A 14,848-nucleotide genomic window follows, 5' to 3' on the forward strand; every position below is an offset into this window, starting at 1 on the left:
TTAAAATCCTTTCAGGTTGGGGAAAAGTTCAGCTAGCCACGCGTAGATCACTACGTCGTATTGGAGATAAATGGCGATGGCGGTGAGGATGATCAGCACGCCAAAAATTTTCTGCAGGCGCTCGGCGTACTTTGCTACTGCGCGTACCCGGGTCGTCATGAACTGGCCGCCGTATGCGATCACCAGCATCGGGATGCCTGCGCCGATTGCGTACAGCGCCAGCAACGAAGCCGACCAGCCCAGGTTTTGTGCCTGTGTGACCAGGACCAGGATGGAGGCCAGCACCGGACCGGCGCATGGCGTCCAGATCGCGCCCAGCGACATGCCGAGTACAAAGCCGCCCAGGTTGCCGGAGCCAGCATTGCCGCCGCTGGCGCCTATCCGCTGCAGTGGTTCGTTGACGTGTGAAATCAACCAGTCATACGGCGCACGCCACAACATCGCCAGGCCGGCCAGCAGCAACATCACGATGCCGGCCAGGCGCAGGGTTTCATGTGCAACGGCCACGGTTTGCGAGACGCTGGCCAGCAACATGCCGAGTGCCGCGAAGGCGAGGACAAAGCCAGCCACGATGAAGAGTGGACGCAGTTTGCTGGCGCGTTTAATCGAAGTGCCCAGGATGATGGGCAATATCGGCAGCACGCACGGGGAGGCGATGGTGAGTACGCCGGCGAGCAGGGCAAAGGGTGCTTCGAGCAGATTGTTCATGGAACCGTCCTGTTGTTGGTATGACGGTATTTGAACGCCCGAGCGTATCTGGCATGTGTCTGAAACTGGCCCGAGTGCAATGTTTTGTATCGCCTACTGTGGCAGATACATTGAGATACAAAAGGTCGGTGGAAGTCAGATATAAAGCAGGCATTGCCACTCAGGAGAAAATCAAATGTCTGCCCAGCACTACACAGGTTCCTGCCACTGCGGAACTGTTAAATTCGAAGTTCGTACAGCACTCACACCTGCTACACGTTGCAATTGCAGCCTGTGTCGCCGTCGCGGTGCGCTGATGTCACCTGCCTTCCATACGAGTGATCTGCGTATTGTTGAGGGAGAAACTGCGCTGTCGCTGTATCAATTCAATAGCCGCGTTGCGCGTCATTTCTTTTGCAAGGTGTGCGGTGTGTATCCGTTCCACCAGACGCGCAAGGATAAGGACGCCTGGCGCGTCAACCTTGGTTGTCTGGATGGCGTGGATAGCTATGCGCTGGAGCATACGCTGGCCGATGGTGCCAGCCTGTCGGTAGTGGAGGATGCATGATGGGCTATGCAAAGCGTTACTTTGCCATTATGGCTTTCCTTTTTGGCGGGCTGAGCGTGGAAGTCGTCAAGCCGATGAATTGTTCGCTGATGGTATTCAGTCAGCCACGTAATAAGCGCCTTAAGATAAGATGCAGCAATGGAAAATAATGACCACATTTTGATCGTCGACGACGATCGCGAAATCCGTGAGCTGCTCGCCACTTACCTGGAAAAAAATGGCATGCGTACCTCGCTGGCGGCGAATGGCCGGCAGATGCGCGCTGTGCTGGAGCAGGGCTCTGTCGACCTGATCGTGCTGGATCTGATGTTGCCGGGCGAAGACGGCCTGACGCTGTGCCGTGAATTGCGTGCCGGTAAATGGCGTACGGTGCCGGTGCTGATGCTGACCGCCCGCCATGAAGAAACCGATCGCATCATCGGCCTGGAAATGGGCGCGGATGATTACCTGAGCAAGCCGTTTGCGGTGCGTGAATTGTTCGCGCGCATACGGTCGGTATTGCGTCGTGCGCGTATGCTGCCGACCAATCTGCAGGTGAGTGAGCCGACACAGTTCCTGGTCTTTGGTGACTGGAAGCTGGATACCACCGCACGCCATTTGCTGGACAAGGACGGCACCATGGTTGCCCTGAGTGGTGCCGAGTATCGCTTGCTGCGTGTATTCCTCGATCATCCGCAACGCGTGTTGACGCGTGACCAGTTGCTGAACCTGACGCAGGGGCGGGACGCCGATCCATTCGACCGTTCCATCGATTTGCTGATCAGCCGTTTGCGCCAGCGCCTGCAGGATGACGCGCGTGAGCCGCGCTATATCAAGACGCTGCGCAGCGAAGGTTATGTCTTCTCTGCTGCCGTGGAGAATCACGAGGGAGCACGATGAGCACAAGCGACAAGAACTGGTGGCCGCGCACCTTGTTTATGCGGCTGACGCTGATTCTGTTCGTCGGCCTGGTCGTCGCGCATGCACTGTCGTTCTGGCTGATCATGCGCGAGCGTACTGAAGCGACGACCGGTTTGATGCTGGGTTACCTGCAGCAGGATGTCGCCAGTTCAGTGGCTTTGCTGGATCGCTTGCCGGCGGCAGAGCGCGCTGCGTGGTTGCCACGGCTGGAACGTCGGACCTATAGCTTTTCGCTGGAACCGGGCATGGCCGGGCGTGCGCCAGATACCAAGTTGTCCAGCATGATCGCCGCCTCCTTCCTGGATGCGATAGGCAGCCATTACCGAGTGACTGCGCATGTCGTACCGGGGCAGAAGGATAGGGTACAGGCGCAACTTGAATTGAGCGATGGCATGCCTTTGACCATCGATATGCGGCCTGCCGGTTTGCCTATCTCGGGCTGGTTGCCGGTAGTGTTGCTGCTGCAATTGGTTTTGTTGGCAGGTGTTACATGGCTGGGGGTGCGTCTGGCGACGCGGCCGCTGGTACAACTGGCCAATGCGGCGGATACGCTGGGGCCTGATTTACGCGCATCTACCTTGCCCGAGGACGGGCCGCTGGAAGTGGCGCGTGCAGCCAAAGCTTTCAATGCGATGCAAGGGCGCATCAGCCACTATATGGCGGAGCGCATGCAGATCCTGGCAGCGATTTCGCATGACTTGCAGACACCGATCACGCGCATGCGCATGCGGGCAGACATGCTGGACGACAGCGAGCAACGCGAGAAGCTGAATCATGATTTGAAAGAAATGGAAGTGCTGGTCAAGGAAGGCGTTGCCTATGCACGCACCTTGCACGGTACGAGCGAGCCGCCAATTGCGGTTGATCCTGATGCATTGCTGGAGAGTCTGGGTTTCGACTACACCGATGCCGGACAAAAACTGGAATTGCATGGCAAGGTTGGGCATAGCATCGTCACCCGTCCCAACGCCTTGCGGCGCGTATTGATTAACCTGATCGACAATGCGCTGAAATTTTCGACGCAGGTCGATGTGCATGTGAGTGAGGGCAATGACGGACACATCACCATCCAGGTGCTGGATAACGGGCCGGGCATACCGGAATCTGAACTGGAAGCAGTGTTCCAGCCTTTCTATCGGGTCGAAGCTTCACGCAATCGTGATACGGGCGGTACCGGCCTTGGCCTGGCGATCGCGCGACAACTGGCGCAAGCTATGAATGCCAGCCTGAGTCTGCACAATCGCGCCGATGGCGGCCTGGAGGCGCGCCTGGTGTTGTAGTACCGTCTGTTTGGTGTGCCCTGTGTTTTGCGTAGAAGCGTAGAAATTGCCGGGCGCTTGATATATCATCTCTGCTAGATTTACGCAGATTGCTACGGGACCCTGCGGGTTCCGTTTTTCATTGCGACACGCTTGTTGCGGCAGAGCAAATATTTCCCTCGACTCTCCACTCGCTGTACGCCCAATCATCCTGGCTCTGCTCCAGGGTTTGCAATACCTCGTTTCCTGAATAGATTAACCAATGAATACGCCTTTTCTGAAAAATGCGTTGGTGCTGGGCTTGTTGTCTGCCATCGGTCCCTTCGCCATCGATATGTATTTACCGGCCTTGCCGTCTATAGGCCAGACCCTGGGCGTGTCTATGAGCGCCGTGCAGGCCAGCCTGATGGCGTTCTTTATCTCGCTCGGGATAGGGCAGATTATTTATGGCCCAATCTCGGATATGGTGGGACGCAAGCCGCCTTTGTACTTTGGCCTCGCGCTGTTTGCCGTATGCAGCGTTGGTTGTGCGATGGCACCGGATATCGAAACCCTGATCGTGCTGCGCTTCCTGCAAGGCCTGGGGGCCAGTGCCGGGATGGTGATCCCGCGTGCGGTGGTACGTGACCTGCACACCGGCAATGATGCAGCGCGCCTGATGTCGTTGCTGATGCTGGTGTTCAGCGTGTCGCCGATACTTGCGCCGCTGTCCGGTAGCTTGCTGATAGAGATATGGGGCTGGCGCAGTGTGTTCTGGGCGGTAACGGTGGCGGCGGTACTGGCGCTGATATTAATGGCGACCAGCCAGCCGGAAACGCGGCCGCGTGAACAACGCGTGGATAGCAGCGTACGTAGCGCGCTGAATGGTTATCTGTTCTTGTTACGGGATCCGCACTTCCATGGCCTGGTATTTATAGGTGCGTTTGGTATTTCCAGTTTCTTTGCTTACCTTGCGAACTCTTCATTCATCCTGATCGATCACTATGGACTGACGCCGCGCCAATACAGTATCGCTTTCGCGGCAAATGCAGCATCCTTCATCGGTGTCTCCCAATTTACCGGTCGCCTGAGCGCGCGTTTCGGCCTGGTGCCGGTGGTGAAGGTGGCGGTGGCTGCGTACGCATTAGTGATGGCAGGCCTGTTGGCAGTTAATCTGATGGGCATTGAACGTCTGGACGTGATGCTGGTCATGTTATTTATCGGTTTTGGTTTCCTCGGTCTGGTGATCCCGACCACGACCGTGCTGGCACTGGAAGAGCACGGAACCATCGCCGGTACGGCTTCTGCCTTGATGGGAACCTTGCAGTTCGTGACCGGGGCAGCAGTGATGGCGGTCACCGGACTCTTTGTTGACGGTACGGCGCGACCTATGGTGGCAGGCATCGCGGTATGTGCATTGTTGGCCTGGTTCATATCGTGGCTGACCTTGCGCTCGGCAAGAATGCGCGGCGTACAAGGATAAATAAGGCGGCGACATGTATATGTATGTCGCCTGGGATAGGTAATAATTTTTGAAGTGAGAAATAGCGATGCATTTATTTTCCTTGCACCGTAATAAAACCCTGCGCAATGTCGCGCTCTCTATGCTTGGCCTCTCTGCGGCCTGGAGCGTACAGGCGCAGACTGCAGCCAGCCCGTTCAGCGATTTGATTACAGAGCCAGGCGGTGCTGGCCTCGGTTTCGTAACGCGTTTCGAAAGCTCGCCATATGTCGGCGGCGGTACACGGCAGGATTTATTGCCGCTGTATCTGTATGAGGGCGAGCATGTGTCGATGCAAGCCAATCGTATAGGCATCAAGTTCACTCCGAGTACCGAGCAGCGTTTTGATGTTTACTTCAAACGACGACTGGAAGGTTTTCCGGAAGCCGGCAAGGTTGCATCGCTGAATGGCATGGAAGTACGTAACACGGGTGTTGATCTGGGTTTCACCTACCGCTATGAGCAGCCGTGGGGGACCTTGTATGCGTCCATCCTGCATGATGTGAGCAATACCTCGAACGGTACCGAGCTGGCACTGGAGTATGCGTATGAGTGGCGCTCTGGCCGTTTGTCTTTGCGCCCCAGCCTGAACGTCTCCCTGCGCGATTCCAAACTCAATAATTACTACTATGGCGTACGTGCGAATGAAGCCGTTGCCGGGCGTCCTGCGTATGCGCCGGGCTCGGGCACGAATGTCTCGCTGAATCTGTACGGCACGTATGACTTGACGGATCGCTGGCGCTTGCTGGCGGGCGCGTCGGTGACTTCCTTCGATGGCTCGATACAGGACAGTCCTATCGTACGTCGCGGCCTGCAACCCTCAATCTTTGTCGGTGCTGCCTACGATTTCGGCAGCTATAAAAAGCTATGGTCGGATGAGCGGACACCAACCTATGTGCGCGTGCTGTATGGCCGAGCTGCGGATGACGGCTGTCATCTGGCGCGCATCCTGACCTTTAAATGTGCAGACCTCGATAAGGTGAACCCGACCAGCATCACTGGCGTACATATAGGTAAACCTTTCATAGAAAAGCTGAATGGCTGGCCGCTCGACTTCGTTGGTTATGCGGGTCTGGTGTATCACAACGATCGCAACCTGCAGGCCAACGGTATCCAGGCTGATTTGTTCATGAAGGCTTATTACTACGGCTTGCCATGGAATCACAAGGTCAAGACCCGACTGGGTTGGGGGCTGGGTGTTTCTTTCGCCAATCGTGTGCCGTACACCGAAGTCAGCAGCCAGGCGGCACGTGACCGGCCGACCTCGCGCTTGCTGAATTATCTCGACCCGACTATCGACGTCAGTCTCGGCGACATCATCGGTTCGCCGGGATTGAAAGAGACTTACATTGGCCTCGGCGTGTCACACCGTTCAGGAATTTTTGGCTCGTCCAGATTGCTGGGTGATGTGAACGGTGGTTCGAACTATATCTATACCTACCTGGAAATGAAGATCTAGGCAGGCGTCTCACACTCTTCCGCATCATCTCCTGAGGCTGCATAAGCAGCTTCAGGATTCTGCTCTTCGTCATGCTCCTCGCGTAGTTCGATACGCTCGCACCCCGCCATAGTTCCCTGCATCTGCTGCAGATTACTCGCCACACATTTTGTGCTTTGGGCGCGTATTGCCATGCTTCGTTGCTTGGCTCCGCCAACAAGTTGGATGACTGCGGCAACGTGGCGGCACACACCGCATTTTTGGCGTTAAAAGCCGGAAAAACAGAACATTTTGTTTCGGACGTTACGTAACAAGTAACACGTAACAATTGAATTTTCATGTCAAAAATGACAATGTCTTATTAATAATTATTCTCCCAAGTAATTGATTATTAAACGATTTTTTTGAGGTTGAAAAATTGCTGAAAAGCGCAAAAAAACGGGATTTCCATTGGCATGCAATTTGCCACTTGGAAAGTACGGGGGCTCTTCAATTTAATTTTGAATTACAACGAGGGAGAACGAACATGAATACGAATCTGAAACTGAACAAAAGCATTACAAGCCTTGCAGTCTTGTCCGCAGTTCTTTTGATGGCAGGCTGTTCTTCGACTGGCAGCGGTTCTTCCGGTGCCAGCCTCGGCGGTGGTGGTGGCGGTGTGACCGCAACTGCAACGCCAACCGGCCAAATTGCAAACGGCGCAGGTAACATCGTGACGTCGACCGGTAATGCAGTATCTGATACTGGTACCGCAGTTGGCAACCTGAACCTGCCTATCGTACCGCAACAAACCCAATCCGATTTGGGTAACGTCGTTACCCAAGGTGGCGGCATCGTTTCGACACTGGGCAATGGCATCAGCAATGGCCTGGGTCAAATGGGTGTGATCGATAATCCAGTCGGTGTCACTGTCGGCAGCACAGGCGGCGTGGTTAAGCAAACCGGTGTCACAGTACAAAGCGCTGGCACACTGGTCAGCAACCTCGGTACCGGTCAACTCGCCGCGTTGGCACCTGTCACCGCTCCGGTCGGCGGCCTGGTCACCAAAGTCGGTGAAACCGTTTCCAATGTTTCGGTTCCTTTGACCCAAGTGCTGACTACCGGACCAGTAGAACAAGTAACTAAAACACTGAGCCATACCATCGTGCCATTGACCAGCCAAGTGACGACATTGACACAGTCGCTCGGTAAAACAACAGGCCTGGGTCAACCAGTCAGCAATTTGCTGATCGCTGTGGGCGGCACGGTGAGCAAAGTGGGCGGTACCGTGAAAACCAGTGGCTTGCCTGTCGTGAACAACCTGGGTAATCCAGTCATCACCACAGGTAACACTGTATCGATCGCAGGCATCCTGTTGCATGGTACAGGCGGCACATCAGGTGCATTCTCGCTGGGTAGCTTGCTGGGCGGAGTCGGTGGTGAAGGTGGCACGATCAATCTGTTGTCGCCAGTAGTCAGCATCGTTAATCCTATCCTTGGCGGCGGCCTGGGTGGTGTAGGTGGCGGCCTTGGTGGCGGCAATTTGTTAGCACCTGTAGTCAGCATCGTTGATCCTCTGCTGGGCGGTAGCCTTGGTGGCATCGGTGGCGGCGCAGACGTCGGTAATCTGTTGGCGCCCATCACAAACGCGGTGAACCCACTGCTCGGTGGTATCGGTGGCGGTAGCGGTGCAGGTGGTTTGCTGGCTCCAGTGACCAACATCGTCAATCCATTGCTGGGCGGTCTGGGTGGTGGTAGCGGTGCCGGCGGCTTGCTGGCTCCAGTAACCAACATCGTCAATCCATTGCTCGGCGGTGTAGCTGGCGGTAGCGGTGCAGGTGGCTTGCTGGCCCCAGTAACCAACATCGTTAATCCACTGCTGGGTGGTGTAGCTGGTGGTGCCGGTACAGGTAACGTATTGGCGCCAGTCACCAACATTGTTAACCCATTGCTCGGTGGTGTGGCTGGCGGTGCAGGTACAACTAACTTGCTGTCACCTGTCACCAATATCGTGAACCCTATCGTTGCCCCATTGGTTGGTGGTGCGGTAGGTGGCGCGACCGGTACAACAGGTACTACTAATGTGCTGGCACCAGTGACCAATACCGTGGCTACACTCGTGAATGGCTTGCTCGGCAAAAAATAAGAGCCTGCTTCTTCCCTCTGCAAATCCTGATCCTCGTGATCAGGATTTTGCACGTGGAGGCCAGTAAGAACAAAAGCGGTGTTTCAAGGGAATATGTCTGACGTCGTAAACAGATATACAGCGAAGACGGAGTTGCCGGAATGCTTTAGTGAAGAGGATTTTATGCTTACACAGCGTGGCCTGCCCATACGGTATTGACGAGCGTAAATAATGTTTGTGCAAGTTGTGAGATGTTTTCCTTAAAGTATTGATTCGTAGAAATATTTTTTGTCGCTTTTTTTCCAAAAATACCGCATTTATGGGATGTTCAGAGTAGCCGGACACGCTCATTCTTTAAAGCAACTTCAATTGGTTAACAATTGCAAATTCTGTGCGCACATTTTTATGTGTGGTGCTTGCCTAAAGTGTCAGACCGTCAGTAAGCACTTACAAGAATACACAGTTGTAAACCTTGGGTTTGATTATTGCCATTTGGCAACTAAGCTGAATCAGGCGGTAGCTTAAGACGTAGTGATATCGAGATGTGTAGTACTGAAAGGACGCATGTGTCACGGCATGCTGACAAAGGGACTGTATGCAAAGATTCATCGAGAGATTGGTTGCGGTCTGTCTGACAAGCGCACTGGGTCAATTGGCCTTGATGCCGCATGCCAGCGCAGACGCACGCAGCGCCGGTCAGGGTAATCCTCTCGATAACCTGCCCAAGCTCGAACCAAGTCCTGCGCCCGCCGTCACCGTAGACATCCAGCCACAAGCGCTGGATCCTGCCATGCAGCGTTTGCTGGCTAGTCGCATCGTACCTTCACGCTTCAAAATTTCCGGCGTCGAAAGCATACCGTTTGAACTCGTCGCTGCTGAATTCGCCCCACTGAGCAATCGCGAAGTGACCGTCGCCCAGCTGCTGCAAGCAGCAAACAAAGTGACGCAGATCTACCAGGCCAAAGGCTATCCGCTCTCTTTTGCCTTCGTGCCCGCGCAAACCTTTCAGGACAATATCGTCGAGATCAATGTGGTCGAGGGTTATGTCAGCGCGGTCAAGATAGAAGGCAACCCAGGTGCGTCGGAAGAGCGCTTGCGGAACATTGCCGAGCAACTGAAAGAAGACCGCCCGCTGAGCCGCGATACCTTTGACCGTATCACGACCATCTTGAGTTTGCAGCCCGGCATGCGCATCAAGGCTACCGTGAAGCCGCCAGAGAATACCGATGGTGCGTCCGAGATGACGCTGGACGTCAGCCGTAAACCTGTGACTACCTCATTTGCATTGGATACCGCAACGTCGTCGCTGCGCGGCATCTTCAGCGTGACTGAGAACGGCCTGACGCCGCTTGGGGAACAAGTGACAGTGAGTGCGATTGCACCACGCGGACCTTCGCGTGAAGAGTATGTCGGTGTGAATTACATACAGCCTATCCGCTATCAAGGGATGCTGTTGCAGGTCACGCTCTCCGACTACAAGGGTGAACCAGAAAATCAATCGCTGCCTGCGCAGCAACTGCAGTCACGTTATCAAACCAAAACACAGCGTGTCAGCGCGAGCCTGAGCTATCCATTGATATTGAAGCCGACGCGTGCCCTGACCTTGTCTGGCGGCATCTACGCAGTCAAAAATTCTTCGCGCTATTCGTTGAATGTGCCTGCGCCTGCACCGAGTATCGAATTCAGTTCGGACATCCGCGCGCTGAGCCTGGAGCTGACATCGACCGAAGTCTCGGATCGCAGCAGCATGCAATGGTCACTGGGTGTCTACCAGGGGCTGGATAGCCTGGGTGCACGCCAGATCAACGGCAACATCGACCTAGACTTCCTGCGCGTCAAAGGCAGCTTCACGCGTACCAATACATTTGATGGCGGCTATGGCATCACAGTCAGCGGCATGGGGCAATACAGCAGCAACATCCTGCCTTTGTCGGAACAGGTCAGCTTTGGCGCCAAGCAATATGGCCTGGCTTATCCGGTCGGTGAAATCGCCGGTGACAAAGGCTGGGGCGTCTCACTCGAATTCAATCGCGCTTTCCCATACGACGGTAACTACGTGAAACGCATCCAGCCGTATGTGATGGCAGATGCAGCCAAGGTCTACGTCAATGCAGGACGCTTGTCGCATAGCGAGATTGCATCGGTCGGCACCGGCGTGCGCTTTACCGACCAGCGCCACTATTCGCTCGATCTGTCGATCGCACAACCGGTAGGTGAGGTCCCGATTAACGCGAGAAAACGTGCACCGCGCTTGAACCTTGGATATTCGTATCAGCTGGACTAGAACAGGATAAGACTAAGGCCATCGTGCAGGAAAAGAGATGGCCAGATGGGGAGAACGGCGTTTCCTATTGATTGTAAGAGCTGTGTTAGAGAAAGGAGTCTGACATCGAAAACGAACAGAAGGCATCAGAAAAAATGGGCGACGGTTCGGTTGAACGCGTCGTTTAAAACGAAATGAAATTTATCTTGATGTGAAACAGGAGCAAGAAATGAAAAACCAAATTATCCGTTTTATGAAAGATGAAGAAGGTGCGACTGCGATTGAGTATGGACTGATCGCTGGTTTGGTATCGATTGCCATTATTGGTGGCCTGGTACTGATCAGCCCGCAGCTGAATCGTATTTTCCGCGCTGTGGCAACGGCGCTGACAGGTGCTGTTGCGCCTACCTGATTCATCGGCAAGCAAGTGCAGCGTATGTGCCGCGTGCGATTGATTGAATTTCAATCCGGGCGACGCATACAACTGCATTAGTTATTTCCATAAATTATTCCGTGAACCGCATGTGTTCAATTGTGTTGGGACAGAATTTTTCACATGCGGGATGCAGGAAGAGCGCAAGGAGTAAAAAATGAAACGCCAAATCAAGCATTTCATGACTGATGAAGAGGGTGCCACTGCGATTGAGTATGGACTTATCGCAGGCCTGGTATCGGTCGCCATTATCGGTGGGCTGACATTAATGAGTCCGGAGCTCAATCGTATATTCCGTGCTGTTGCAACAGCGCTGACCGGAGCGGTTGCGCCAACTTGATATAGCTGGCAACTGGGCAATAGCTATACATCTTTCGCTGCACCGTATAGCTCTTTTGATGTGTTGGGTGGCCAATGATTGTGTTGTTTCTTTGTCTGTGTCTCGTCATAGTCGTCTATGACATTTTATTTCGACGTGTACCAAATAGCGTGCTTCTGTCAGCGCTATTTGTACACATCGGATACATGCTTATTCTGGGGCATGGAATAGGTGGTATCGATGTATCACAGTCGCTTATAGGCGCAGGGGTAGGACTACTGATTTTTATTCCGTTGTATGCATTGCGTGCAATGGGAGCAGGGGATGTGAAGTTTATTGCCGTGCTGGGTGCATTGCTGGGGCTCAAGTATCTCGCCATCGCTTGGCTGATCGGTAGCGCACTGGCGGGTTTGCATGCGATTGTCTTCTACGCATCGCAAGCCTGGGTCGGAGCCATTCCGTCCGGCTTGTATCGCGCGATGCAGGACATGGCAGAAAGCGGGGTGGTCCAGCGCATGATGCGGGCCCGTCAAGGACGTAAAGGAATTCCATATGCAGCCTATCTGGCAATTGGGGCTGCATCGACATTGTTGATGATGTGAGCGGAGGGACCATGAGGAAAAATGTCCTGTGCTTGGAGAGAAAACAGAAGGGCGCGGCAGCAATTGAGTTTGCGTTTGTGTTCCCCGTTTTCTTTCTCGTCTTCTATGGAATTATTACTTACGGCATCATTTTTCTCGCGCAACAATCGATCACATTGGCTGCCGCAGAAGGTGCTCGTGCTGCCTTGCGTTTCTCCGCTACCGAAACGGTTCGTGACACGAATGCCAGAAACGCCGCGATAGGAACAGGAAGCGCCGCTGCCTGGCTCGGCACGCGTATCAGCTTTGACGGTGCACTGCTGGCCAACTGTCCATTTGGTAGCGCCGGTATACGCTGCTATCGCGTGACCGTTACTTATCCTAACTATCGGCAAAATCCATTGGTGCCCTACATAGTCGGCAACGTCATGTCGATAGTTGTACCTGAGCGATTGACCAGTACTGCAATTGTGCAACTCGATTAATCACGCAATGTCACTTTAAATAACTGATAAGGCTATGAACAAACTCACAAAAATCATTGCAGTTATTCTGGTCTTGCTAGCTGTGAGTTTAGCCGCGCTTGCATGGTGGATGGGACATCAGCCTCCACCAGCCTTGCCGGCCGAAAACAGTGCTCAGGCATCTCCTAAAGCGCCATCGTATTCAGTAGTGACTGCTGCCAGGAAACTGGAAAAAGGCAAAGTCATTACCTCGGATGCAGTGAAACTGGCGAGTCTGCCTATCACTGCCAACGGCACTTATGCGGATGTTTCGGCGGTAGTGGGGAAAGTCCCTGCGGCAGATATCGATGCAGATGCACTGGTCACGGAAAGTCAGTTGGTGCATGGACTTGCGTTGAAGCTTGCCGAGGGCGAGCGAGCCGTAGCGATACCGGTTGATGAGGTCGTCGGTGTGGGTAATCGCATAGAGGCCGGAGATTATGTCGACGTCTTTTTCACCCTTAAAAAAGGCGGTGACATAGACCTTGGTCAATCCCGCTTGCTGGCCTCGCGCCGTCGGGTCCTGACCTATGGTTCTGCCACCGTAGGTGAGGTACCGCAGCCAGCAGGGAATGCACTGGCAAACAATCAGGCCGCTCAGCCATCGCAGGCACGCACAGCGGTGCTTGCGACGCCGATAGATCAGGTAAATCAACTTTTACTGGCTGCGCAGAATGGCAAGTTGACTCTGGTGCTGCGTCATCCAGGTGACGCAGGTGTTGCCGATGCAGGATTGTTTCCGGAGCCGAAAAACGTCTTGAAGGAAAAGGTCGGTTTATCGCAAGCGGACAAGGAGGAGCTGAGAACGGGTGATAACCAGGCTTTTGCAGGCGTCGATCTTTCGAGTTGGGCCGGTAACGGCAGTACGGCACGACCTTATGTCGCTGTCGGATCTTCTAGCGGCAAATCAGTGAGTAGATCGTCGAACACCTTAGAGGTCATAAAAGGAACGCAGCGGGAAAACGTTAGTTTCTAAATCGGACATACCTTATCTCTTCTTTGACCTGGATAAATAACGATGAAAATCTTTAAGGCTCTGGTGCTACTCGCAGGACTAGTACTAGTCCTGCCAGCAGTAGCTGATGATCTCAATTTCACGCTGCGCGTAAAAGAGCAGCGGCCGCTCAAGACGCCGGTAGATCTTGAACGTATTGCTGTGGCCGATCCGGAAGTCGCCGATGTCCTCATATTGCGTGGCTCAGGGAAAAAGGCTGGCAGCGTACTGCTGGTAGGCAAAAAGCCTGGTAGCACGACAGTGACGGCGTGGCAGCGTAACGGCCCGACCCAGGTCTGGCAAGTTAAGGTGATGAGCGCGTTGCAAGGGCGCTTGCCGGAAGAGGGAATCGATTTACAGATTGATGGTGAAAGCGCCAGCTTGCGCGGACAGGCACCTTCCATGCTGTCTCATGCAAATGCAGTCAGTGCGGGAATCCTGGGTGCCGGTAAGGATAAGGTGCTGGACGCATCGACTGTTGCGACTGGTGGCATGGTGCAAATAGATGTGCAGATTGTTGAGTTCAGTAGAAACATCCTGAAGGAAGCGGGATTTGACTTTCTCTTTAATCAAAATCGTGGTGCGACGTTTAGCTTCGGTTTGAATAACTTCGCGAATATCCTTTCTGCACAGGTGCAAACACCGGAACTGCAAGCCTTTAATCTGTTGGGCAGTTCCAGTGTGAATGCCAAAGTGAAACTGATAGAACAAAACGGACTGGCACGCATACTTGCGCGTCCTTCGCTCATTGCTTTATCAGGACAAAGTGCCAGCTTCCTCGCCGGTGGTGAAATACCGGTTCCGCAATCTGGCGGACTTGGAACCATTACCATTGTTTATAAGGCTTTCGGTATCGGCCTGACGGTGACACCTACCGTGCTTGCATCCAATCGTATCGCGTTGAAGGTGGCGCCAGAAGCCAGTGACCTCGATTATGCCAACGCGATTGTTGCCAGCAATATCACCATTCCGGCTATTTCGACGCGCCGCACGGAAACAACTCTTGAGCTTGGCGACGGTGAAAGCTTCGTTATCGGCGGATTGGTATCTCGCACAACCAAATCTGCTGTGAATAAGGTTCCATTCCTTGGTGACCTGCCTATTCTCGGCACATTTTTCCGCAGCATGAAATACAACCAGGATGAGAAAGAACTGGTCATCATCGCTACCCCGCGCTTGGTTAAACCGATAGCCAAAGGTGCGGAGTTACCTTTACCTGGCGATGATAAAGAGAGACGTGACACTCCGGCTAACGCCTGGGGTAGTTATGTGATGGGCGCAGCAGGGCGCGATGACCTACCAGGATTTTCAAAGTAAAT

General features: G+C 53.9%; 14 protein-coding genes. 13 read left to right on the forward strand and 1 reads right to left on the reverse strand.

Features of this window, described 5'->3' with window-relative positions:
- Complete coding sequence (locus H7U06_RS02970) at positions 1-708, reverse strand: cytochrome c biogenesis CcdA family protein (protein ID WP_175624703.1); 708 nt, start codon at positions 706-708, stop codon at positions 1-3.
- Between the two features lie 175 nt (positions 709-883).
- Between H7U06_RS02970 and H7U06_RS02975 the strand changes: the two genes are divergently transcribed.
- The 13 genes from H7U06_RS02975 (at position 884) to H7U06_RS03035 (ending at position 14,846) form a co-directional block, all read left to right on the forward strand.
- A complete protein-coding gene (locus H7U06_RS02975; protein ID WP_175624704.1) occupies positions 884-1,255 on the forward strand; it encodes a GFA family protein in 372 nt (123 codons plus the stop codon).
- Between the two features lie 138 nt (positions 1,256-1,393).
- Positions 1,394-2,134, forward strand: coding sequence for a response regulator (locus H7U06_RS02980; protein ID WP_175624705.1), 741 nt, complete (start codon positions 1,394-1,396; stop codon positions 2,132-2,134).
- On the forward strand, positions 2,131-3,435 hold the full coding sequence (locus H7U06_RS02985; RefSeq protein ID WP_175624706.1) for an ATP-binding protein: 1,305 nt from the start codon (positions 2,131-2,133) through the stop codon (positions 3,433-3,435). The genes H7U06_RS02980 and H7U06_RS02985 overlap by 4 nt, the downstream gene beginning before the upstream one ends.
- Before the next feature lie 241 nt (positions 3,436-3,676).
- Complete coding sequence (locus tag H7U06_RS02990) at positions 3,677-4,876, forward strand: multidrug effflux MFS transporter (protein WP_175624707.1); 1,200 nt, start codon at positions 3,677-3,679, stop codon at positions 4,874-4,876.
- A 67-nt stretch (positions 4,877-4,943) separates the two neighbouring features.
- Entirely contained in the window at positions 4,944-6,353 is a 1,410-nt protein-coding gene (locus H7U06_RS02995; protein WP_175624708.1) for a MipA/OmpV family protein, read from the forward strand.
- Positions 6,354-6,858: 505 nt separating this feature from the next.
- Positions 6,859-8,457: a collagen-like triple helix repeat-containing protein gene (locus H7U06_RS03000; protein ID WP_175624709.1), complete on the forward strand. Its 1,599-nt coding sequence runs from the start codon at positions 6,859-6,861 to the stop codon at positions 8,455-8,457.
- 574 nt (positions 8,458-9,031) lie between these two features.
- A complete protein-coding gene (locus H7U06_RS03005; protein ID WP_175624710.1) occupies positions 9,032-10,720 on the forward strand; it encodes a ShlB/FhaC/HecB family hemolysin secretion/activation protein in 1,689 nt (562 codons plus the stop codon).
- 208 nt (positions 10,721-10,928) lie between these two features.
- Positions 10,929-11,111 (forward strand): Flp family type IVb pilin, encoded by a 183-nt coding sequence (locus H7U06_RS03010; RefSeq protein ID WP_175624711.1) that lies wholly within the window; start codon positions 10,929-10,931, stop codon positions 11,109-11,111.
- Positions 11,112-11,289: 178 nt separating this feature from the next.
- Complete coding sequence (locus tag H7U06_RS03015) at positions 11,290-11,472, forward strand: Flp family type IVb pilin (protein ID WP_175624712.1); 183 nt, start codon at positions 11,290-11,292, stop codon at positions 11,470-11,472.
- 74 nt (positions 11,473-11,546) lie between these two features.
- On the forward strand, positions 11,547-12,053 hold the full coding sequence (locus H7U06_RS03020) for a prepilin peptidase (protein ID WP_175624713.1): 507 nt from the start codon (positions 11,547-11,549) through the stop codon (positions 12,051-12,053).
- 11 nt (positions 12,054-12,064) lie between these two features.
- Positions 12,065-12,517 (forward strand): TadE/TadG family type IV pilus assembly protein, encoded by a 453-nt coding sequence (locus H7U06_RS03025; protein WP_175624714.1) that lies wholly within the window; start codon positions 12,065-12,067, stop codon positions 12,515-12,517.
- Positions 12,518-12,551: 34 nt separating this feature from the next.
- A complete protein-coding gene (cpaB, locus tag H7U06_RS03030) occupies positions 12,552-13,511 on the forward strand; it encodes a Flp pilus assembly protein CpaB (RefSeq protein ID WP_175624715.1) in 960 nt (319 codons plus the stop codon).
- Positions 13,512-13,553: 42 nt separating this feature from the next.
- Entirely contained in the window at positions 13,554-14,846 is a 1,293-nt protein-coding gene (locus tag H7U06_RS03035; protein ID WP_175624716.1) for a type II and III secretion system protein family protein, read from the forward strand.
- Positions 14,847-14,848: the final 2 nt, after the last annotated feature.

It is taken from the genome of Herminiimonas sp. Marseille-P9896 (assembly GCF_903993245.1).
GTDB lineage: Bacteria > Pseudomonadota > Gammaproteobacteria > Burkholderiales > Burkholderiaceae_D > Oxalicibacterium > Oxalicibacterium contaminans.